The sequence below is a fragment of the Streptomyces sp. JLSY215 genome (assembly GCF_059682825.1).
Map to the genome: position 1 here is coordinate 4,375,934 of NZ_CM185022.1, position 22,128 is coordinate 4,398,061.

The window sequence follows — 22,128 nt, forward strand, 5'->3', positions numbered from 1 at the left end:
CCCGAGTGAGCAAGCGCACCTTCCAGCCGAACAACCGCCGTCGCGCGAAGACCCACGGCTTCCGTCTGCGCATGCGGACCCGCGCCGGCCGCGCGATTCTCGCGTCCCGCCGTGGCAAGGGTCGCGCCCGCCTGTCGGCCTGAGCAGCCTGACCCTAGGTCCATGACGTGCTGCCTACCGAGCATCGGCTGAGGCGGCGCGAGGACTTTGCGACCGCGGTACGCCGGGGACGCAGGGCCGGGCGCCCGCTCCTTGTCGTTCATTTTCGTAGCGGTGCAACGGACCCGCACGCAGCGGGGGAATGCGTTCCCCCGGCGCGTGCGGGTTTCGTCGTGAGCAAGGCCGTTGGCGTCGCCGTCCTACGCAACAAGGTCAAGCGGAGGCTTCGTCACCTCATGCGTGATCGGCTGGACCGGCTGCCCGCCGGTAGCCTGGTTGTCGTACGGGCCCTGCCCGGCGCGGGTGCGGCGGAGCACGACCAGCTGGCCCGCGACCTGGACGCCGCGCTCCTGCGGCTGCTGGGAGGGGTGCCGAAAGGCTGCAATCCCACCGGGGCTGTGACCGGCGGCTACGCCGCGGGCCCCCGGAACCCCGGACGGGACCCGGGAGGGAGCGCACAGTGAAGTACCCGCTGTTGCTTTTGATCAAGATCTATCAGTGGACCATCAGCCCCTTGCTGGGACCGGTCTGCAAGTACTACCCGTCGTGCTCGCACTATGGCTATACGGCCATCGACCGGCACGGCGCGGTGAAAGGGACTGCGCTGACTGCCTGGCGCATCCTGCGCTGCAATCCGTGGTCGCTCGGCGGGGTCGACCACGTCCCTCCCCGGAAGCGTCCGGTTTGGCATCAGCGGCTGAGGAGCCGCCTGGGCGGGCCCACCGTCCCTGAGCCTGTCGCCCAGCCCGAGACTCAGCCCAACGCCCAAGGAGCCTGATTCGTGGACACGATCCTCGGTCCCCTCTATACCGCTGTTTCCTGGATCATCGTCCAGTTCCACTCGTTCTACAGCTTGATCTTCAACCCGAACAGTGGCGCGGCGTGGGGTTTGTCCATCGTCTCGCTGGTGGTGCTGATCCGTGTCTGCCTGATTCCGCTCTTTGTGAAGCAGATCAAGTCGACGCGGAACATGCAGGCGCTCCAGCCGAAGATGAAGGCGATCCAGGAGCGCTACAAGAGCGACAAGCAGCGCCAGTCCGAAGAGATGATGAAGCTCTACAAGGAGACGGGCACCAACCCGCTCTCGAGCTGTCTCCCGATTCTGGCCCAGTCGCCGTTCTTCATCTCGCTGTACCAGGTCCTCAGCCACATCGCGAACGGCAAGACGGTCGGTGTCATCGACCAGACGCTGCTGGAGAGCGCGCAGAAGGCGCACATCTTCGGTGCGCCGCTGGCGGCGAAGTTCATGGACAGCGCGGCGAAGATCGAAAGCCTCGGCGCTTCGGTCACGAACGTCCGTGTGGTCACGATCATCATGATCGTTCTGATGTCGGCGTCGCAGTTCTACACCCAGCGTCAGCTGATGACGAAGAACGTCGACCTCACGGTGAAGACGCCGTTCATGCAGCAGCAGAAGATGCTGATGTACGTCTTCCCGATCATGTTCGCCGTCTTCGGTATCAACTTCCCCGTCGGTGTTCTCGTCTACTGGCTGACCACCAACGTGTGGACCATGGGCCAGCAGATGTTCGTCATCCGTCGTAACCCCACCCCGGGCAGCAAGGCCTTCAACGAGCGCCAGGAGCGGCTGCGCGCCAAGGGCAAGCTGGTCGAGGACCCGGCCGAGGTCGAGGCGAAGAAGGCCGCCGAAGAGGCGCGCCAGAACCGCCAGCAGCCCAAGCGCCAGACGAAGGCCAAGCGGCAGCACTCTCCGGCCGGCACCGGTGCCTCCGGCGGTACGCAGAACCGTACGCGGGCCGGCTCCACGGGCGGCAGCACCGGACAGGGTGCCGCCAAGCAGTCGCTGGAGAAGAAGGCCCCGCAGGGCAGCGAGGAGAAGGGCGGTGCGTCCGCGAAGGGCGCCTCCGCCTCCGGATCCCGTAACACCAAGTCCGGACAGCGCAAGGGCCAGCAGCGCCCCAAGCACCCGTCCAAGAAGTAAGAAGGAGTCCTTTCGTGACGGACACGACCCCTGGCACCAAGGGCACCGACACCCTGACGCGCCTGGAGCAGGAAGGCGAGATCGCGGCCGACTACCTCGAGGGCCTGCTGGACATCGCTGACCTCGACGGTGACATCGACATGGACGTCGAGGCCGACCGTGCCGCGGTGTCGATCATCAGCGACTCGACCAGCCGTGATCTGCAGAAGTTGGTCGGCCGTGACGGTGAGGTGCTGGAGGCGCTGCAGGAGCTGACCCGGCTGGCCGTGCACCGCGAGACCGGTGACCGCAGCCGTCTGATGCTGGACATCGCCGGATTCCGTGCGCGTAAGCGTGAGCAGCTCACGGAGATCGGTGCGAAGGCGGCGGAGGAGGCGAAGGGCACCGGCCAGCCGGTGAAGCTCGACCCGATGACGCCGTTCGAGCGCAAGGTCGTGCACGACGCGGTGGCCGCGGCCGGGCTGCGCAGCGAGTCCGAGGGCGAGGAGCCGCAGCGCCGAGTGGTCGTCCTTCCGGCCTGACCTTCAGCGCTTCGTTTGTCTTTGGCCCCGTCTGCTCGCAGGCGGGGCCAAATGTTGTCAGCGTTCTGTGTTATCCCGGGGCGTATCCCCCGGTTCCCGGCAGGAAAAGCAGTCCAGAGGAAGGGCGGTTCCCGTGACGGAGGCAGCAGCGGAGCTCCCTCCTGCGCCGAAGGCGGCGCAGGAGGTATTCGGTGAGCGCTTTCCGGAGGCTGTGCGCTACGGCGAACTGCTCGCCGATGCGGGCGTGAAGCGGGGGCTGATCGGCCCGCGCGAGGTGCCGCGGCTGTGGGAGCGGCACCTGCTGAACTGCGCGGTGCTCTCCGAAGTGGTTCCGGAGGGCGTTTCGGTCTGTGATGTGGGGTCGGGCGCCGGGCTGCCCGGTATCCCGCTGGCGCTGGTCCGCCCGGATCTGAAGATCACGTTGCTGGAGCCGCTGCTACGGCGCACGAACTTCCTGCAGGAGGTCGTCGAGCTGCTCGGCCTGGATCATGTGACGGTGATGCGGGGGCGGGCCGAAGAGGTCATGGGCAAGCTTCCGCAGGTGCATGTGGTGACGGCCCGGGCCGTGGCCCCGCTCGACCGGCTGGCGGGCTGGGGTGTGCCGCTGCTGCGTCCGTACGGCGAGATGCTGGCGCTGAAGGGCGATGCCGCGGAGGAGGAGCTCAAGGGAGCTCGGGCGGCATTGAGCAAGCTCGGCGTGGTGGAGACTTCGGTGGTGCACGTGGGCGAGGGGATCGTGGATCCTCCGTCGACGGTGGTGCGGGTCGAGGTGGGCGAGAGCCCCGGCGGTGTGCGCTTTGCGGCCAAGCGGGCGAAGGCGGCACGTACCAGCCGTGCGTCGAGGGGGCGCCGGCGCTGATGCCTTGATGGCGGAGAGTGCCAGGCCGGCATCGGGGCCGTGTGTGTGACGTCTACACGGCAACGAATAGGGCGAATTCCATAAACGCCATCAAAAGAGCATAAGACGGAGTGTCGCGGCTTAATCGGGCGCGGCGCTGGCATCGTGTTTCACGTGAAACGTCGTTCTCTGCTGCAAGGGATCATTGACCGGGGTCGCGCGGCCGCCGCGCCGCGCGACCGTAAACCCACAAGGGTCACGGAAGTATCCACAGAAGTGGATTCGTCCACAGGAGAACGGACCTCACTGGTTCGCGACACCGAAAGCATGGCAGGCTCTGTCCATTGCGAGCCTGATGTCGAGGAGAGTGAATCCTTGCGGTCCGACGCCAACATCGCGGGACCGATGACCGATCCGGTCCCCGGTCCCCGTAACGAGTCGTTCGGGGACGACGTTTCACGTGAAACGCCGCCCCCGATGGACGACACCCCGATCGGTCGTGCAGCTCAGCTGGCGGTAGAGGCATTCGGCCGCGCGGGCGACGGGCTTCCCCGGCCCGAGCAGACCAGGGTCATGGTGGTTGCCAACCAGAAGGGCGGGGTCGGTAAGACCACGACCACGGTGAACCTGGCGGCCTCGCTGGCCCTGCACGGAGCACGGGTTCTGGTGGTCGACCTCGACCCCCAGGGCAATGCTTCGACGGCGCTGGGGATCGACCATCACGCCGAAGTGCCATCGATCTATGACGTGCTCGTGGACAGCAAGCCGCTCTCCGACGTGGTGCAGCCCGTGGTCGATGTGGAGGGGCTGTTCTGTGCGCCCGCCACGATCGACCTGGCCGGCGCGGAGATTGAGCTGGTCTCGCTGGTCGCCCGGGAGAGCCGGCTGGACCGGGCCATCAAGGCCTATGAGCAGCCGCTGGATTACATCCTCATCGACTGCCCGCCCTCGCTGGGCCTGCTGACGGTGAACGCGATGGTCGCCGGCGCCGAGGTGCTGATCCCGATTCAGTGCGAGTACTACGCACTGGAGGGCCTGGGGCAGCTGCTGCGAAACGTCGACCTGGTGCGGGGGCATCTCAACCCCAAGCTCCATGTCTCCACAATCCTGCTCACCATGTACGACGGGCGTACCCGGCTGGCCTCTCAGGTCGCCGACGAGGTGCGCAGCCACTTCGGTAACGAGGTGCTTCGTACGAGCATCCCCCGCTCGGTGCGTATCTCCGAGGCACCTAGCTATGGGCAGACGGTGCTCACCTATGACCCGGGATCCAGTGGTTCGCTCTCGTACCTCGAAGCGGCCCGAGAGATCGCGTTGCGTGGGGCTCCTCAGACCGGCGGTCAGGGCCTCGCGGTCAACTATGAAGGACAGCACAGCATGTCGGAGGGGACCCAGTGAGCGAACGACGTAGAGGACTGGGCCGTGGGCTCGGTGCGCTGATCCCCGCGGCACCGCAGAGCACGGACAACGCCGGGCCTGCGGTGGGACCGGGGACGACGTCACCGTCGGCCGTACCGGTACTGGCACCAGGCCGGGGGGTGGCGGCGGCCAAGGTCGCCGCGCTGCCGGCGAATGGTGTTTCACGTGAAACAGAGACACCGGCTGAGTCGGAGACGATGTCTCAGGCTGTATCGGCGGTCGCGGGCGCGCACTTCGCCGAGGTGCCGCTGGATGCGATCACGCCGAACCCGCGGCAGCCACGGGAGGTGTTCAACGAGGACGCGCTCGCCGAGTTGGTGGTCTCCATCAAGGAGGTGGGCCTGCTCCAGCCGGTGGTGGTACGCCAGACCGCGCCGGAGCGATATGAGCTCATCATGGGTGAGCGCCGTTGGCGGGCATGCCGTGAGGCCGGGCTGGAGAAGATTCCTGCCATCGTCCGGGCCACCGAAGACGAGAAGCTACTGCTCGATGCGCTTCTGGAGAACCTGCACCGGGCGCAGCTGAATCCGCTGGAAGAGGCGGCCGCCTACGACCAGCTGCTGAAGGACTTCAAATGCACGCATGACGAGCTGGCCGACCGGATCGGGCGATCGCGTCCACAGGTCACCAACACGCTGCGCTTGCTGAAGCTGGCACCGTCCGTCCAGAGCCGCCTGGCGGCGGGCGTGCTGTCCGCGGGACATGCGCGTTCCCTGCTTGCTGTGGAGGACCACGAGGAGCAGGAACACCTCGCCAGTCGCACGGTGCGGGAGGGGCTGTCGGTGCGCAGCCTCGAGGAGATCGTGAAGCTGTTGGGGCTGGATCCCAAGAGCCCGACGAAGACCAAGAAGCCGCGCGCGGGGGCCCGTGTGTCCCCCGCGCTCACCGGTCTGGCCACGCGCTTGTCCGATCGTTTCGAGACCCGGGTGAAGGTCGACCTCGGTCAGAAGAAGGGAAAGATCGTCGTCGAGTTCGCCTCAATGGACGATCTGGAGCGCATTCTCGGCACGTTGGCTCCGGGCGAGGGCCCGGTGCTGGGAAAGTCCCTCTCCGAGGAGAGCGACGACAAGGAATGAGCTGACGGGCTTTGGCTCCGCTGGCGGGCCGTGTTCCGGAGTCCATACCGGAACACGGCCCGCCCTTTGCTCTATGACGGTATCCGTGCCCGTAAAGGGTGGATACGATGCGATCGGGTATGGCGCGCATCCACATGGAGAGACCTCACACCGAGGAGAGGCCATGCGAACAGTGAGCCGCACCGGACTGTTGGCAGCAGGGTTCGGCCTTGCTGCCGTCGGAGGGTTCGTCGGCGGTCTGCTCAGGGAGCAGGCTGCGCTGACGGCCCTGCGCGGTGCGGCAGGCGAGGGAAGTGAGGATCTGGCTTCATGGGCCGTCGGCTCGTACCGCTCACGCTGGACAACCTTCCGGATCTCCCCAAGCGTTGCCGCTCCTGTGTCTTCTGGGAGCTCGACCCCGTCAGCGGTGAAGCCGCAGTAAAGGCGGGCCGGCCCGAGCTGGAGAAAGAAGCCTGGATCTCGGCGGTGCTACTGGAGTGGGGATCATGCGGGCGGGTGGTCTACGTCGACGATGTCCCGGTCGGGTTCGTGATGTATGCCCCGCCTGCCTACGTGCCAAGGTCCATGGCCTTTCCCACCAGCCCGGTGTCAGCGGATGCCGTGCAGTTGCTCACGGGGTGGCTGATACCCGGTTACCAGGGCCAGGGACTGGGCCGGGTGATGGTGCAGACGGTCGCCAAGGACCTCATTCAGCGCGGGTTCAAGGCGATCGAGGCCTTCGGCGATGCCCGCTGGACCGAGCCGGCGTGTGTGCTGCCTGCCGATCATCTCCTCGCGGTGGGCTTCAAGACCGTACGTCCCCACCCACGCTTTCCGCGGCTGCGGCTTGAGCTGCGGGCCACCATCTCGTGGAAGGAAGACGTGGAGCTGGCCCTCGACCGTTTGCTGGGAGCGGTCCAGAAGGAACCCGCGCTGCGGCCGCTCTGAGCTTTCGGCCGGGAACACCGAGATCGGTCCAGCACAGAGAATGGGCCCGCCCCCTTGAAGGGGACGGGCCCATGTTTCACGTGAAACGTGACCGCGTGGTTCAGGCGAGGAAGTCCGCCAGGTCGCGCTCGATCGCGGCCTTCGGCTTGGCGCCGACGATGGTCTTCACGACCTCGCCGCCCTTGTAGACGTTCATGGTCGGGATCGACATGACGCCGTACTTGGCCGTGGTCGCCGGGTTCTCGTCGGTGTTCAGCTTGGCGATGACGATCTCGTCGTGCTCGGCGGCAATGGCCTCCAAGGACGGGGCGATCTGACGGCACGGGCCGCACCAGGTGGCCCAGAAGTCGACGAGGACGGGCTTGTCGCTCTTGAGGACGACCTCCTCGAAGTTGTCGTCCGTAACGGTCACCGTGGCGCCGGCCATGGCAGTCTCCTTATTCGGTGGGTGATGAAAAGCTGGGGGTGACGATGGTCAGGCGGAGATGGTCTTCTCCGGCTCGGCCGTGGCCTCGCCGTCCGACAGCGCCGCGATGAACCGCTCGGCGTCCAGGGCCGCAGAACAACCCGTGCCGGCCGCGGTGATCGCCTGACGGTAGGTGTGGTCGACGACGTCGCCGGCGGCAAAGACACCCTTCAGGTTCGTACGAGTGCTGGGTGCCTCGACCTTGAGGTAACCGTCGTCGTCCAGATTCAGCTGGCCCTTGAACAGCTCGGTCCGCGGGTCGTGGCCGATCGCGATGAACAGGCCGGTCACGGGGAGTTCCGAGGTCTCGCCGGTCTTGACGTTGCGCAGCGTCAGACCGCTGAGCTTGTTGTCGCCGTGGATCTCGGCGACCTCGCTGTCCCACACGAACTTGATCTTCGGGTCGGCGACGGCACGATCCTGCATCGCCTTGCTCGCCCGCAGGGCGTCGCGGCGGTGGACGACCGTGACGGAGTTGGCGAAGCGAGAGAGGAACGTGGCCTCTTCCATCGCGGTGTCGCCACCACCGATGACGGCGATGTCCTGGCCCTTGAAGAAGAACCCGTCGCAGGTCGCGCACCACGAGACGCCGCGGCCGGACAGCTCGTCCTCACGGGGCAGCCCAAGCTTGCGGTGCTGGGAGCCGGTGGTGACGATGACGGCCTTCGCCTGGTGGACGGTGCCCGCGGTGTCGGTGACGGTCTTGATCTCTTCGGAGAGGTCGACCGCGACGATGTCGTCCGGGACGAGCTCGGCACCGAAGCGCTCGGCCTGGGCGCGCATGTTGTCCATGAGGTCCGGCCCCATGATGCCGTCGCGGAAACCGGGGAAGTTCTCCACGTCGGTGGTGTTCATCAGTGCGCCGCCGGCGGTGACGGCACCTTCGAAGACCAGCGGCTTCAGGGACGCGCGGGCGGTGTAGAGCGCTGCGGTGTAGCCCGCGGGCCCGGAGCCGATGATGATCACGTTGCGGACGTCGCTCACGGGTGTCTTCCTTGTCTCTGCCGACGGCTTGCTGGGGTCTCGGAACTCTCACCCCACCCAACGGATCCTACGGGGCGAGCATTCCCGGAGTGTCACAGCGCACGTCTCGTCGTTTCAGTCTCGCTGGTACGAGTGGGTCAGCAGGACCTTGCCGGGAGCCGGAGGGGTGGCGGAGACGCAGGAGGAAGACACGACGTAGGCGGAGACACGTGACGGGTCGGACGCGTGCGGCAGCACCACGAGATAGGCGTCCTTGCCGTTGTAGGTGTTGTGGCTGGAGGCGAGCGGGGCTTCCGTGCGGCCGATGCCTTGGCGCACACAGGACGGGACGGTGTCGGCATTGCCGCGCAGCGGTGTTTCCGGAGAGCTGCGGGTGCCGATCTCCGGAGTCTTATGCGAGTTTTTCGCCGCCAGCAGGCGATGGACATGCGCTTCGAGGGATGCCGAGGTCAGCGCGGAACCGCCAGCGTTCTGCTCAGCGGGTGCGCTCGCCTGGTCCTGACGGGCGGCCTGGGTGCCGTTGGTGGCGGCGTTCTGGAGGAAGAGTCCGCCGATGCTGATGGCCGCGGCGGCCGCTGCCGTAGCCAGCAGCATGCGGGGCCAACGCCGTGCACGGGACGAGCGGCTGCCGGACGTCTGGCGGCCGGGCCCGGAGGCGCCCCTGGGGCGGCCCGCCGGCCGGTCCGAGGGAGCGGTGTGTGTGGGCGATTCCACATCGGTTTCACGTGAAACCGAACCGGCGGCGGTCGATGTTTCACGTGAAACAAGGGTGCCTGTGGTGGGGGTCGTGGAGTTGAGCAGCGCCTCGGCTGCGAGCGCGGCATCGATGCGCCCCGCGACATCGGCGGGCATTCTCGTGGGGCCGGGGAGCGTGCCCAGCAGCCCCCGGATTTCCTCCAGTGATGCGTGTACCTCCGCGCACAGCGGGCAGCCGTCGAGATGGCCGCGAAGCTCCGTGGTGCGGGACGGGGACAGTAGTCCGTCCGTCAGGTCGGAAATCTCGGAGACCTCCGGGTGCTCATCCGAGCCGGTCGTCGACGTCACGCTCACCCACCTCCGCCCTTCACGGCACCTGTGTCCTTCGGTCCTGCCGTCGGTGGGACGGATGTCCCCTGCGCCCGGTTCCTTCCCCCACTCGCGGGCGGGCTATCCCCGGCGTCGGCGCGCAGATGGGTGACCAAAGGAAGGAGCCGCGCACGGCCCCGCGCACAGCGGCTCTTGACCGTTCCCGTTGGGATACCGAGGATCGCGGCTGCCTCGGCGACGGGGTAGCCCTGCATATCGACGAGGACGAGCGCGGCGCGCTGTTCCTCGGGAAGGGTGCGCAGTGCGCCGAGCAGTTGCCGGTGTAGATCCCGCCGCTCGGCGGGGACGGCGGCGGATTCTTGCGGTTCGAGAAGCTGCTCCAGTCGCTCTGTCTCGGCCACGGGTGAGGTGCGCCGGGAGGCGGCCTTGCGGGCCCGGTCCAGGCAAGCGTTCACCGTGATGCGATGCAGCCAGGTCGTGACGGCGGACTGTCCACGGAATGTGTGGGCCGCGCGGTAGGCGGAGACCAGTGCGTCCTGGACGGCGTCGGCGGCTTCTTCGCGATCGCCGAGGGTGCGCAGTGCCACGGCCCAGAGGCGGTCACGGTGGCGTCGGACGATCTCCCCGAAGGCATCGGGATCGCCTTTCACATGCAGAGCAAGGAGATCGGCGTCGGTTGGTGTCGAAGCCTCGTCGCTGTCGGTGGACACGGGCCCCCCGGCCGTAGCTGCCTGATCTCGGGTCCCATTGAAGCCCGCCAGGTCAGGAAAGTAAATGCCGACGAATTCGGGGCCCCACGGGTTCCAGGCGGAACCTGGAGATCGTCGCCACGCGTGATCGCTTGGGGAGGCGGCGAGTAGCCGTGCGGGTATTCGGGTGGTTGGTTCCGACGGTCCGGCATGCTTCGTAGCCGTTCGGGCCCTGGTCCGTGAGCCGGAAGTGTTCCTCCCGCTCACGGACCAGCTTCCGCCGTTCCCGACCCGTTCGGGCCTTTCGGATCTTCAAGACCCTTGCACCCCTTGTGCTGGGGTATTGCAACGCCCCTGAGAACCCAAGCCGTCCGGCCGGGGTACACAGCCCCTCGACAGTCGCTGAGCTTGCTGCGTTCTCAGCTGGTGAAGGAAACCTCCGTCACGCCCTGCTTGTAGCCGTCGCCGCTGTACGTAGTCGGATCTGCCGGGGAGTGCGGCATGGCGGTGATCCACACCAGGACGTACTGCGCCTTCGCCGGCTTCTCGAGCTTGATCTCGGCCGTCTTCTGCGAGGTCTGGGCCGTACCGAGCTTCTGCATGGAACTCAGCGGTTCCGATGTCGACAGAGAGTTGGCCGCGTACAGCGTCACGGTGGTGTGAGGGCCGCCGTAGTGCAGCCCGATCGACGCGCTGCTTATCCCTTGTTTCGATCCCAGGTCGTAGATGAGGCCGACACCCTGCTTGAAGACCGGATTGAGGTCGGGGCCTTCCTTGAAGGTCTTGCTGTACCAGAAGGTGCCGGTGTCCCCGTCGTGGGAGTTCTGAGCCTGGTCGGGGTGCTGCGGCTTGCCGTCGGGGTAGTACTCCACGGCATTTTCGATCTTGATCGGCTTACTGGCGGGCGTTTTGGCCTTGCCGCCAGTGGTCTGAGAGCTACCCGGGCTGTCCTTGTCGCCTTCCAGCGAGAGCAGGGTGTCCGCGAGCTGCCAGCTGCCCAGTCCCAGTGCCGCGATGAGCAGCGCGGAGACGGACCACTTCAGCGCCTTTCCGGTACGGCTCTGCAGCGGGGGCGGCGGGGTGGGGATGGCCTGAGTCGGCCGACCGGGCTGGCCGTTGCGGGCCGACGACTGGCTGTAGGTGCCCTGCTGGTAACCGGTGCGCTGGTAGGGCGGCGGCGTGTTGAAGGCCGTCTCGGGGGGCCGGATGCGCGGCATGGCCGCGACGGCCTTGGCCAGCTCCTCCGGGGTGGTGCAGGGCTGCTCCTGCCGGGAAGCCGTGGCGCCATCGTTGACGACCGCGCGCATGGCGAGTTCGGACAGCCCGCGGTGGACCCCCGCACGCACCTGGTCGGGGGCGATCAGCCCGACGCCCTTGGGCAGACCGGTGAGACCGTAGGCGTCGTTCTCGTACGGCCAGCGCTGGGTCAGCGAGGCATACAGCAGTGCGCCGATCGCTTCGGTGTCCGTGCGTTGAGGGTGCTCACAGGTGATGCCGCGCAGCGCGGCCATGACCGCGAGGCCGCGGATGCGGTACTGGCCGGACTCCGTCCGCAGCACCGATCCGGGAGTGATCCGCAAATGTGCCAGGCCCTCGCGGTGCGCGGCGGCCATGGCCTGGGAGACCTGGCTGACGAGCTGGTAGGCGTCGTGCGCTTCGAGCGGGCCGCTTGCGAGGACGGTGGTGAGCTCGGTGGCGTCCGGCAGCCATTCGTGGACGACGTAGACGAGGTCGTTCTCCTCCACGGCGTCGAGGACCTGGACGAACCGAGGGTCGCCGAGGAGCGCGGAGGAGCGGGCGGCGGACAGCACCGGGCGGGCCCGCGGATGATCGGCGGGCAGGATGTGCACACCGACTGCTCTGCGCAGCTTTTCGTCGACCGCGCGCCAGCTGCTGAATCCGTCCAGACGGGTGACGCACTCCTCGAGGCGGTAGCGTCTGGCGAGCTTATGGCCACTGTGCAGCTCCGGTGGCTGGGATTCGGCCGCCGTGGCACCGATCTCTTCAGTGCGTGCGGTGTCCTTGTCCCCGCCGGATACCTTCTCGGCCTCCGCTCCGTCGTCCGTGGCCTGACCCGCCTTGGCGGTCAGCGGTTCCTCACCGCTCGTGTCGGCCACGTCGACGGCAGCCGTGCTCCGTTCCGCCACCGTCGTTCCTGCCTCCCCATCCGTTGCAGGCTCAATGAGCCACGACAATTGTGCCCACAGTCCGCCACTATGCACGACACACGGTGGCGGTCGATGGTTGTGCTCGGTCAGCGCCCCAGCTTGGCGCGGACCATCCCGACCAGGGCGTTCAACTCTTGGATCCGCATCTTCCGGGCGGCCGCGTAGAAGACCGCCAGAAGTGCGGCGCTGCCGCCGACAAGGGCGGCGAGCGAGCCGGTGACCCCACTGCCGAGTGCCTGCATGATGCCGTACACCGCGGCCCCCGAGACGATCGTGGCCGGAATGCTGGCGCCGGCCAGACGTGCGTAGGTGCGCACGACATGCGCGGTGTCGAGGTCGCCGCCCATCCGCTTGCTCAGGCGGCGCCAGGCCACACCCACGCCGATGATGTACGCCAGCCCGTAGGAGGCCGCCATGCCGATCACAGCCCAGCGTGCGGGGAGGATCAGGAAGCAGAGGGCGGAGGCGACGGCGTTGACGGCGGCGACGATCACCGTGTTGTAGAAGGGGGTGCGGGTGTCCTCGTACGCGTAGAAGGCGCGCAGGACGACGTACTGCACCGAGAACGGGATCAGGCCGACGCCGAAGGCCATCAGCATGTAGCCCATCGGGACACCGGCCCCGGACGAGCCGTAGACGAGCGTGCACAGCGGGACGCCGAGGGACAGGAACCCGAACGCGATCGGGACGATGGCGACGGCGGAGGTCCGCAGCCCCTGGGACATGTCGTCGCGGACGGCCGCGGTGTCGCCGTCGTGCGCGGAGCGTGCCAGGCGTGGCAGCAGCGCCGCCATCACGGAGACGGTGATGATCGCCTGCGGCATGTTCCAGATCAGCTGGGCGCTGGCGTACGAGATGAAGCCGTTGCCCGGGTGGCCCTGATGGTCGGCGGTGTTGCCGGCCCAGGTGGAGAGCTGGGTGACGACGAGGACGCCCGCCTGGTTGGCGAGGACGAACAGAACCGTCCACTTGGCGAGCTTGGCGGCCTTGCCCAGGCCGTGGCCGCGCCAGTCGAAGCGCAGCCGGAGCTTGAAGTCGGCGTCACGCAGGTACGGGATCATCGCCAGCGCCTGGACGACGAGGCCGAGGAGGGTACCGATGCCCAGCAGCCGGATTCCCTCGGTGGGGATGGTCGTCACACCGATCTGGGACGTCTTGGCCGAGCCGTAGACCCAGATGAACAGGCCGAAGGTGGCGATCATGACGATGTTGTTGAGGACCGGGGTCCACATCATCGCGCCGAAGCGGCCGCGGGCGTTGAGGATCTGCCCCATTACGACGTGCAGACCCATGAAGAAGATCGTCGGCAGGCAGTAGCGGGTGAAGGCGACGGCGACCTCGTTGGCTGCCGGGTCGCGGGAGATATCGAGGGAGACAAGCTTCACCAGGAGCGGCGCGGCGACCACCGCCAGGACGGTCAGTCCTCCGAGGAGGACCATGACCAGCGTCAGCAGGCGGTTGGCGTACGCCTCACCGCCGTCGTCGTCCTCCTTCATCGCGCGGACGAGCTGCGGGACGAAGACGGAGTTCAGACCGCCGCCGATGGTGAGGATGTAGATCATCGTCGGCAGCTGGTAGGCCACCTGCCAGGAGTCGCCGAGGACCGCACCGCCGAGCGCCGCGACGATCAGCGCGGAGCGGACGAAGCCGGTGAGCCGGGACACCATCGTGCCGGCGGCCATCACGGCGCTGGACTTGAGCAGTCCGGAGGCCTTGCCACCGGACTGCTTGCCGGCGGCCGCGGGGGCAGGCTCGGGCGTTGGCGCGGGCTGCTGGGGTACGGCTTCCGGCACCGGCGCGCCCACTCCTCCGGCCGCGGCGGGTGCCGGTGCCGGGGCGGGCCGCTGGGGCTCGTACGGCTGCTGGTCCCGGAAGAGATGCGCGAAGGCATCGGGCTCCGAGCGCTCTTCGGATGCCTGGGTGATCAGGTCGTCGACACCCACGAATTGCGTGGTCGCGGCGTCACCGTACTGGGGGTCGGGTCCGCCGGCACGGGAGTCGGACGGGGCGGGCGCCGCCCAGAACTGCGGGTCGGGGGTGTGCTGTGCCGTGGGGGGCTGCTGGTAGAGCGGCTGGGTGTGTCCCAGCGGGGGCGCGGGGTGCGCGGCGCTGTCGTACGGCGCCTCGGCGCCGGGATCCGGAACCCCCGGGTGCGGAGCGTGGTGCGGGTCGTTGCGGTAGGCGTCCTGGACGTAGGGGTCCTGAACGTAGGGATCCTGGGAGTGAGGGCCGGAAGCTGCGGGCACCTGGGGCGTCGCAGGGACCGGCCCAGCCGGGTCGCCATGGGCGTCCCGGCTGCGGTCACCGTCGTACGGCGCGTTCATCGCTGCCCCATCTCATCCGTCGCGGGCCGTCCGGCCCCGCCATCTATCAACGGTCCACTTTCTCACCTGAGCCGGACGGGTCGGTGCTTTCCGAACCGGTGTCCGGCGTGGGGTCACTCGGCTGCTCGGGCTTGTCGCCGTCCGTGCCGCCGTTGTCGCCGTTCGTGCCTTCTTCGCCGTCCGGGCCTTCGTCATCGGGTCCGTCCTCGGCGGGCGCCGCGGCCATCCGCTTGCGCTGGAGGTAGATCCGTACGCCGGCCAGGACCAGCAGCAGCACACCGCCGGCGATGACGAGCATCACAGTCGCGGTGATCTCAGTGACGTTCACCTGGAACGTCATCGGTTCACCGTAGGGCTTTCCGTCGGCGGTGTAGAGCTGGGCGGTCACCCAGGCACGACCGTTGGCGTTCGCCGTGGTGTCGAACTTGAACGACTGGCTGTGCCCGCCGTCCACCTTGATCTGCTGTGACGTCCCCACGTCCAGACGGTTGGGCTGGGACGAGGTCAGCTTCAGCGTCATGCCTTCGACGCCCTGGACCAGGTTGTTCTGCACCGTCACAGGAATCGTTGCGCTGCGCCCGGAGAGTGTCGCATCCGACTTCTGGATCAGGTGGACCTTCTTGGTCAGGCCGTCGAGATAGCCGCGCACGGAGTTGCGGAAGGCCCCGGCACCGGTCGGGTCGCCCCGCCACTCGGTCGACATCTCACGCAGTATGGCGGTGCCGAACGGGGTCACCACGCGCTCCGGCTGGGCCAGGATCACGCGGTAGTCGTCCAGTGCGGACTGGGTTTCCTGGATCTGCCGGAAGGCATCGGTGGGGAGCTCTTGCCTGCGCAGCGAGCCCGGGTAGGCGGCGCCGCTCGGTACCTGCCGGGTGGCGGCGGGGTCGGGCTTGGCGTTGGTCGCATCGCTGAGGTCCAGCGGCTGTGTCCAGCGCCCGGCGTCATCCAGATTCCGCAGGGCGGTGGCCATTGCGCGGGCCTGGGCGGCCGACGGCATGCGCTGGGGGGCGACGACGATGCTGCGCTGCCGGTCCGGGGCCTGAAGGTTGATCATCTGCGTCTGAGCAAGGAATTGCTGGACCGCGTGGGAGGCGTTGTCCGCCTTCGACATATCGCCTTCGAACGCCCGGGAGAGCCGCGCGTCCGCGACGATGGCGGTGTTGCCACCGCCGATGGGCCGCGCCGCTGTCGGGGTGTAGGGCAGTCCGTTGGTCTCGCGCAGGCTGTCGCTGCGGGTGATGACGTTGTGCGCACCGGCCGAGGTGGCGACATCGACGATGGAGGAGTCGATGGCGCCGTCGACGGGCCAGGCGAAGTCCGTACGCGGTGTGACCCCCAGGACCGTGTCCACGGTCTTGCCGGCGAGGTCGGTGGCCGGACCGAGGTGGCTGAGCGCGCTGGGGACGCTCTTGCCGTGGTGCGCGAGTGAGGCGAGGTCGGGATCGGCGAACGGCAGCGCGATGACCTCGTGCGTCTTCACCGCCTTTTGGAGGTCGTTCAGCCACTGCTTGGCGACGGCCTGATTCCTGCCCGTGGGACCGTCCGGGCCGCCGACCTTGTACGTCCTGGTCATGGCGTCGACGCTGGCGAGCAGGTCGGGATCGATGACGAAAGTCACCGGCAAGTTCTTGGCGAGCGCCACCATCTGCTGCAGCCGGCCGCCGGGCGCGAGCTCCGCGGCGAGATCGTCATTGCGGAAGACCGGCGTCTGCGCTGCGTCGGTCTCGGCGGTGAGGTGGGTGGCGGAGATCAGCGGCCACAGGTAGGTGAGCTGGGTCTTCTTGCCTGCATCCGTCTTCTGCCAGGGCAGGAAGGTCCGGTCGATGCCGAGCACCTGCTCGTAGGCCGAGGCCTGAGTGTGCCCTGACAGTGAGACACCGAGCCGATACACACCGTCTTCGTCGAGGCGGAGATCCTTCACCGGCACGCTGAGGGAGAAGGGGCGGCTGGCACCGGGGTCCAGCTTGTCGATCTTCTCCTTGTGGCCCTTGACCTCCGGTCCGTCGACGCCGGGTACGTACCCGGCGTGCCGGGACGTGGTGTCGATGGAGCTGCGGCCGCCGAGAGGTGAGCCACGGTGCATTCCGACGTGCGCGTCGGTGATCGGGCTGCTGCCGTCGTTGGTCAGCGTGCCGGAGACCGTGACCGTGTCCGTCTTGGTGGGAGCGGACGGCGTCATTGATTCGATGCTGACGTCGACTCCACGGGAGCCCGCCGTGGCGGCTTGTGCGGTGGGGGCCTGCGGGGCCAGCAGCAGGCCCGTGAGCAGGGGTGTTCCGGTGAACAGTGCCACGGTCCTGCGCAGCCATCGGCCGCGCGGCCGTTCAGTCCCCTGGAACCCTGCCGCCTCGGCCACGCGCTCGCCCGTCCCTCGTCGTCGTCAGTGGTCGTTCGGAATGTGCGTCCACGAATGGTAACGAGGCCCGCTGTGCCGTAGTGCCGGGGACTGCTCCACATGATCGCCGGGACGGCGCCGGACGCCGTGTCCCTTGGCGTCGGACACCGCGTCCCCTTTATTAACGTGACGCTTCCTACAGCGCAGCCACGTACCCTGTTTTGTTGTGCCGAACGCCAACAATGACCTCCCCACCCCGCCGACCGAGCGGACGCCGCAGTCGACGGACGCGTTGAACCATGTCCAGCGCCGTGCCGTGAGCGAGCTGCTGCGGGTGTCCCCCGTTGCGGACGATCTGGCCCGCCGATTCCAGGAGGCCGGGTTCACGCTTGCCCTGGTCGGGGGGTCGGTGCGGGATGCGCTGCTGGGGCGGCTCGGCAATGACCTGGACTTCACCACCGATGCCCGTCCCGAGGACGTCCTGAAGATCGTCCGGCCGTGGGCGGACGCGGTGTGGGAGGTCGGCATTGCCTTCGGCACGGTGGGCTGCAAGAAGAGCTCGTTCGACATCGAGGTCACGACCTACCGCTCCGAGGCGTACGACCGCACCTCGCGCAAGCCCGAGGTGTCCTACGGCGACTCCATCGAGGAGGACCTGGTCCGTCGGGACTTCACGGTGAACGCCATGGCGGTGCTGCTGCCGCAGAAGGAGTTCGTCGACCCGCACGACGGGCTGGAGGACCTGGCATCGCGAGTGCTGCGGACGCCGGGGACGCCTGAGGAGTCGTTCTCCGACGATCCGCTGCGGATGATGCGCGCGGCCCGCTTTGCCGCCCAGCTGGACTTCGAGGTCGCGCCCGAGGTGGTCGCCGCGATGAAGGCGATGTCGGAGCGGATCGAGATTGTCTCCGCGGAGCGCGTACGGGACGAGCTGAACAAGCTGATCCTGGGGGCTCACCCGCGCAAGGGGCTCCGGCTGCTCGTCGACTCGGGGCTCGCCGACCGGGTGCTGCCCGAGCTGCCCGCGCTCCAGCTGGAAAGTGATGAGCATCACCGCCACAAGGACGTCTACGAGCACTCGCTGACCGTCCTGGAGCAGGCGATCGATCTGGAAGAGGACGGGCCAGATCTGGTGCTGCGGCTGGCGGCCCTGCTGCATGACATCGGCAAGCCCAGGACGCGGCGCTTCGAGTCGGACGGGCGGGTCTCCTTCCACCACCACGAGGTGGTGGGAGCGAAGATGACCAAGAAGCGGATGACCGCGCTGAAGTACTCCAATGACATGATCAAGGATGTTTCGCGTCTGGTGGAGCTGCACCTGCGCTTCCACGGATACGGGACGGGTGAGTGGACGGACTCGGCGGTCCGTCGCTATGTGCGGGACGCCGGCCCGCAGCTGAAGCGGCTGCACAAGCTGACCCGCTCGGACTGCACCACCCGGAACAAGCGCAAGGCCAATGCGCTGTCGCGCGCCTATGACGGGCTTGAGGACCGCATCGCACGGCTCCAGGAGCAGGAAGAGCTGGATGCCATCCGTCCGGACCTGGACGGCAACGACATCATGCAGATTCTGGGGATCGCGCCGGGGCCGGAGGTTGGCAAGGCGTACAAGGCGATGCTGGAACTGCGACTGGAGCGTGGTCCCATGGATCGGGATGCGGCGGTTGCCGCTTTGAAGGAGTGGTGGGCCGCGCAGGGCTGAATGTTTCACGTGAAACGGCCGGTCGATGAACCGCCATGTTTCACGTGAAACATGGGGCGATGTTTCACGTGAAACATCGCCCTCCTCGGGTGGGAGCCGCCGCCCCGTCAGCTGGGCATCGCTATCCCAGGAAAGACTTGGCCCATCGTCGCCAGGGTCGGACCAATGCTGTGGCAACGACTGCGTAGATCACGGTCACCACGACAAGTAGCACGACGGACCGTCCGCTCGGCGGCAGCATGAGCGCCGCGACCGCCGCCGCGCCGACGAAGGCCACGTTGAACAGCACGTCATAGATGGCGAAGATCCGGCCGCGGTACGCGTCGTCGACCGAGGACTGCACCACGGTATCCGTGGAGATCTTGGTTCCCTGGGTGCTGAGGCCGAGTACCAATGCGGCGGTCAGCATCGGCTCGGGGGCGAAGAACAGCCCGAGGGCCGGCACCAGCACGGCTCCTATGGCCGCGCAGCAGGCGATCCAACCGAACGGGTTGAGATGCTCGACCGCCCAGGGCGTGACGAGAGCGGCAGCGAAGAAGCCGATTCCGGACACCAGGACCGTGATGCCGAGCAGGGCCAGACCTTCGGATTCGGTGTCGGCCCAGGAGTAGCGGCACAGCATCAGCACCGTGACCGTCAGAGCTCCGTAGCAGAAGCGGATCAAGGTCATTGCCGCAAGAGCGCGGGCCGCTGTGCGCCGCTCCTTGAGGTGGCGCAGACCATCCACAAGCCCCCGCACGGTGCTCAACAGGGCTTCCCACAGATGTGGTTGGAGCCGGGAGGCGTCGGGCCCGAGGAGTGCCGGTGCAATGCGCAGGGCAGTGAGGGCCGAAAAGAAATAGAGAGCCGAGGCAAGCAGCACGACAAAGGCGTCGGCATGCGAGCCGGCGAGCCGGACGGCGAAGGCGAGGCCGCCGCCGGCTGTCGCGGCAAGCGTTCCGGCTGTGGGCGAAAGGGAGTTGGCCATCACCAGTTGCTGTGCGTTGTCGACGACGCGGGGCAACGCGGCCGAAATACCGGCCAGAACAAAGCGGTTCACGGCTGTCACGGAGAGGGCCGACGCGTAGAAGAGCCAGTCAGGGACACGGGCCACGATCAAGGCTGCGGTCGCGGCGGCGAGCGCGGCGCGCAGCAGATTTCCGTACAGCAGGACCTGGCGGCGGCGCCAGCGGTCGAGCAGCACGCCCGTGAACGGCCCGAGGAGTGAGTAAGGCAGCAGCAGGATCGCCATGGCGGAGGCGATGGCTGCGGGCGAGGCCTGTTTCTCGGGTGAGAAGACGACGTATGTGGCGAGCGCGACCTGGAAGACACCGTCGGCAGCCTGGGACTGAAGCCGTACGGCAAGAAGCGAACGGAAGTCGCGAAGCCGGAGTAATACGCGGAGGTCGCGCACTGCATGCATGGCGCACAGCCTCACACAGCCCGCAGGCCCCCGGGTGGAATTCCCAGGGGCCTGCGGGCTGTGCGGGGCGAACGTCTTAGCGCTCGACCTCGCCCTGAATGAACTTCTCGACGTTCTCCCGCGCCTCGTCGTCGAAGTACTGCACCGGCGGCGACTTCATGAAGTACGACGACGCGGAGAGGATCGGGCCGCCGATGCCTCGGTCCTTCGCGATCTTCGCGGCACGCAGGGCGTCGATGATGACACCCGCGGAGTTCGGGGAGTCCCAGACCTCGAGCTTGTACTCGAGGTTCAGCGGGACGTCACCGAAGGCGCGACCCTCGAGGCGGACGTAGGCCCACTTGCGGTCGTCCAGCCAGGCCACGTAGTCCGACGGGCCGATGTGGACGTTGTCCTCGCCCAGCTCACGGTCCCGGATCTGGGAGGTGACGGCCTGGGTCTTGGAGATCTTCTTGGACTCCAGCCGCTCCCGCTCGAGCATGTTCTTGAAGTCCATGTTGCCGCCGACGTTCAGCTGCATCGTGCGGTCCAGGATGACGCCCCGGTCCTCGAAGAGCTTGGCCATCACGCGGTGCGTGATGGTGGCGCCGACCTGCGACTTGATGTCGTCACCGACGATCGGGACACCGGCCTCGGTGAACTTGTCCGCCCACTCCTTGGTGCCGGCGATGAAGACCGGGAGGGCGTTGACGAAGCCGACCTTGGCGTCGATGGCGCACTGGGCGTAGTACTTCGCGGCGTCCTCGGAGCCGACAGGGAGGTAGCAGACTAGAACGTCGACCTGCTTGTCCTTGAGGACCTGGACGATGTCGACCGGGGCCTCTGCGGACTCCTCGATGGTCTGGCGGTAGTACTTGCCCAGACCGTCGAGGGTGTGACCGCGCTGGACCGTCACGCCGGCGTTCGGCACATCGCAGATCTTGATGGTGTTGTTCTCGCTGGCGCCGATGGCGTCCGAGAGGTCGAGGCCGACCTTCTTGGCGTCGACGTCGAAAGCCGCCACGAACTCGATGTCACGCACGTGGTAGTCGCCGAACTGCACGTGCATGAGGCCGGGCACGCGGCTCTTCGGGTCGGCGTCCTTGTAGTACTCGACGCCCTGTACCAGCGAGGCGGCGCAGTTACCTACGCCGACGATGGCTACGCGAACCGAACCCATTCCGGTTGCTCCCTGTGTTCTCGATGAGGACCTGGCACCGCAGGGCCTCATGTGGTGGTGTCATCGGACGGATCCGGCCGGGAACCACCCCGGTGCCGGGGCAGGCCGCCCGCATCTTCTGACTTCTTGTCCTGCTCTGCGGGATCCGGTGCGCGCTGATCGCGCCCGGTGCGCTCACTCTCGATGAGCTCGTTCAACCAACGGACTTCGCGCTCCACGGATTCCATGCCGTGGCGTTGCAGTTCGAGGGTGTAGTCGTCCAGCCGCTCGCGGGTCCTGGCCAAAGAGGTGCGCATTTTCTCGAGGCGCTCCTCCAGCCGACTGCGGCGGCCTTCCAGCACGCGCATCCGAACATCCCGCGACGTCTGACCGAAGAATGCGAAGCGGACGCCGAAGTGCTCGTCCTCCCACGCATCCGGTCCGGAGTGGGCGAGCAGCTCCTCGAAGTGCTCTTTGCCCTCGGCGGTCAATCGGTAGACGATCTTTGCCCGGCGCCCCGACAGTGCCACGGCGGACGAGCCCTCCGGGGCGTCGCCCGTCTCCTCGACGAGCCAGCCGTTCGCGACCAGCGCCTTGAGGCAGGGGTAGAGGGTGCCGTAGCTGAACGCGCGGAAGACGCCGAGCGAGGTGTTGAGCCGTTTTCGCAGCTCATAGCCGTGCATCGGAGACTCACGAAGCAGGCCCAGGACGGCGAACTCGAGGATGCCGGAACGTCTGCTCATCCTCCGCCTCCTTGACCCGGTGCGTTCTTTATCTCGTGCTGATGTATCGACTCGATACATCCAGACGATAGAACGGTGCCTCGAATGGAACAAGCGGGGGCACGGTGAACGGCGTCACATCACCAATTCGCTTCAGGCAACCTGACTGATTTGGAGTGAATTTCAACGCTGGGCAGGTTTTGGCGGTGCGTAGTCTGTGCGGCATGCAGACTGCCGGGAACCGTGGACCGATATCTGGCGTCCCTGTCCTCGGTGTAGTGCGGCCC

The 22,128-nt window shown here is 67.4% G+C and carries 19 protein-coding genes and 1 pseudogene; 10 read left to right on the top strand and 10 right to left on the bottom strand.

Annotated elements, in window-relative coordinates:
- Window positions 1–5 precede the first annotated feature (5 nt).
- From rpmH to AC5677_RS19570, 9 genes and pseudogenes are all read left to right on the top strand, one after another.
- Window positions 6–143: a 50S ribosomal protein L34 gene (gene rpmH, locus AC5677_RS19530; RefSeq protein ID WP_003949374.1), complete on the top strand. Its 138-nt coding sequence runs from the start codon at window positions 6–8 to the stop codon at window positions 141–143.
- A gap of 24 nt (window positions 144–167) precedes the next feature.
- Window positions 168–527 (top strand): annotated as a pseudogene (gene rnpA, locus AC5677_RS19535) (ribonuclease P protein component); the annotation flags it as partial.
- Window positions 528–619: 92 nt separating this feature from the next.
- On the top strand, window positions 620–937 hold the full coding sequence (gene yidD, locus AC5677_RS19540) for a membrane protein insertion efficiency factor YidD (protein WP_006604423.1): 318 nt from the start codon (window positions 620–622) through the stop codon (window positions 935–937).
- A gap of 3 nt (window positions 938–940) precedes the next feature.
- Window positions 941–2,101, top strand: a complete 1,161-nt coding sequence (gene yidC, locus AC5677_RS19545) for a membrane protein insertase YidC (RefSeq protein WP_497196297.1) — start codon at window positions 941–943, stop codon at window positions 2,099–2,101.
- Window positions 2,102–2,115: 14 nt separating this feature from the next.
- Complete coding sequence (locus AC5677_RS19550) at window positions 2,116–2,622, top strand: Jag family protein (protein WP_403499820.1); 507 nt, start codon at window positions 2,116–2,118, stop codon at window positions 2,620–2,622.
- A 133-nt stretch (window positions 2,623–2,755) separates the two neighbouring features.
- Window positions 2,756–3,481, top strand: a complete 726-nt coding sequence (gene rsmG, locus AC5677_RS19555; RefSeq protein WP_497196298.1) for a 16S rRNA (guanine(527)-N(7))-methyltransferase RsmG — start codon at window positions 2,756–2,758, stop codon at window positions 3,479–3,481.
- A gap of 306 nt (window positions 3,482–3,787) precedes the next feature.
- Window positions 3,788–4,858 carry a ParA family protein gene (locus AC5677_RS19560; protein WP_497196685.1) on the top strand — a complete coding sequence of 357 codons (1,071 nt, stop codon included), beginning with the start codon at window positions 3,788–3,790 and terminating at the stop codon, window positions 4,856–4,858.
- Window positions 4,855–5,955, top strand: a complete 1,101-nt coding sequence (locus AC5677_RS19565; RefSeq protein WP_497196299.1) for a ParB/RepB/Spo0J family partition protein — start codon at window positions 4,855–4,857, stop codon at window positions 5,953–5,955. The genes AC5677_RS19560 and AC5677_RS19565 overlap by 4 nt, the downstream gene beginning before the upstream one ends.
- Window positions 5,956–6,264: 309 nt before the next feature.
- Entirely contained in the window at window positions 6,265–6,882 is a 618-nt protein-coding gene (locus AC5677_RS19570) for a GNAT family N-acetyltransferase (protein WP_497196300.1), read from the top strand.
- Between the two features lie 100 nt (window positions 6,883–6,982).
- Here the strand turns inward: AC5677_RS19570 and trxA are convergent, their stop codons facing one another.
- From trxA to AC5677_RS19605, 7 genes are all read right to left on the bottom strand, one after another.
- Window positions 6,983–7,309 (bottom strand): thioredoxin, encoded by a 327-nt coding sequence (trxA, locus tag AC5677_RS19575; protein WP_497196301.1) that lies wholly within the window; start codon window positions 7,307–7,309, stop codon window positions 6,983–6,985.
- A 48-nt stretch (window positions 7,310–7,357) separates the two neighbouring features.
- Window positions 7,358–8,332 (bottom strand): thioredoxin-disulfide reductase, encoded by a 975-nt coding sequence (trxB, locus tag AC5677_RS19580; RefSeq protein WP_497196302.1) that lies wholly within the window; start codon window positions 8,330–8,332, stop codon window positions 7,358–7,360.
- Window positions 8,333–8,446: 114 nt separating this feature from the next.
- Window positions 8,447–9,376 carry an anti-sigma factor family protein gene (locus tag AC5677_RS19585; RefSeq protein WP_497196303.1) on the bottom strand — a complete coding sequence of 310 codons (930 nt, stop codon included), beginning with the start codon at window positions 9,374–9,376 and terminating at the stop codon, window positions 8,447–8,449.
- A gap of 2 nt (window positions 9,377–9,378) precedes the next feature.
- Entirely contained in the window at window positions 9,379–10,068 is a 690-nt protein-coding gene (sigM, locus tag AC5677_RS19590) for an RNA polymerase sigma factor SigM (protein ID WP_497196304.1), read from the bottom strand.
- A 398-nt stretch (window positions 10,069–10,466) separates the two neighbouring features.
- Window positions 10,467–12,194 carry a protein kinase family protein gene (locus AC5677_RS19595; RefSeq protein ID WP_497196305.1) on the bottom strand — a complete coding sequence of 576 codons (1,728 nt, stop codon included), beginning with the start codon at window positions 12,192–12,194 and terminating at the stop codon, window positions 10,467–10,469.
- Between the two features lie 107 nt (window positions 12,195–12,301).
- Complete coding sequence (murJ, locus tag AC5677_RS19600; RefSeq protein ID WP_497196306.1) at window positions 12,302–14,539, bottom strand: murein biosynthesis integral membrane protein MurJ; 2,238 nt, start codon at window positions 14,537–14,539, stop codon at window positions 12,302–12,304.
- 46 nt (window positions 14,540–14,585) lie between these two features.
- Window positions 14,586–16,898 (bottom strand): DUF6049 family protein, encoded by a 2,313-nt coding sequence (locus tag AC5677_RS19605; RefSeq protein WP_497196307.1) that lies wholly within the window; start codon window positions 16,896–16,898, stop codon window positions 14,586–14,588.
- A 205-nt stretch (window positions 16,899–17,103) separates the two neighbouring features.
- Here AC5677_RS19605 and AC5677_RS19610 point away from each other — a divergent pair, with 205 nt between their 5' ends.
- Window positions 17,104–18,579, top strand: coding sequence for a CCA tRNA nucleotidyltransferase (locus tag AC5677_RS19610; RefSeq protein ID WP_497196308.1), 1,476 nt, complete (start codon window positions 17,104–17,106; stop codon window positions 18,577–18,579).
- 121 nt (window positions 18,580–18,700) lie between these two features.
- Here AC5677_RS19610 and AC5677_RS19615 read toward each other — a convergent pair whose 3' ends face one another.
- The 3 genes from AC5677_RS19615 to AC5677_RS19625 all read right to left on the bottom strand — a co-directional run bounded on the left by AC5677_RS19615 (window position 18,701) and on the right by AC5677_RS19625 (window position 21,862).
- Window positions 18,701–19,981, bottom strand: coding sequence for an MFS transporter (locus AC5677_RS19615; protein ID WP_497196309.1), 1,281 nt, complete (start codon window positions 19,979–19,981; stop codon window positions 18,701–18,703).
- A 76-nt stretch (window positions 19,982–20,057) separates the two neighbouring features.
- The gene (locus AC5677_RS19620; RefSeq protein WP_497196310.1) at window positions 20,058–21,140 is read right to left on the bottom strand and encodes an inositol-3-phosphate synthase; all 1,083 of its coding nucleotides are present in this window, start codon (window positions 21,138–21,140) and stop codon (window positions 20,058–20,060) included.
- Between the two features lie 47 nt (window positions 21,141–21,187).
- Window positions 21,188–21,862 (bottom strand): PadR family transcriptional regulator, encoded by a 675-nt coding sequence (locus AC5677_RS19625; protein WP_497196311.1) that lies wholly within the window; start codon window positions 21,860–21,862, stop codon window positions 21,188–21,190.
- Window positions 21,863–22,128 lie beyond the last annotated feature (266 nt).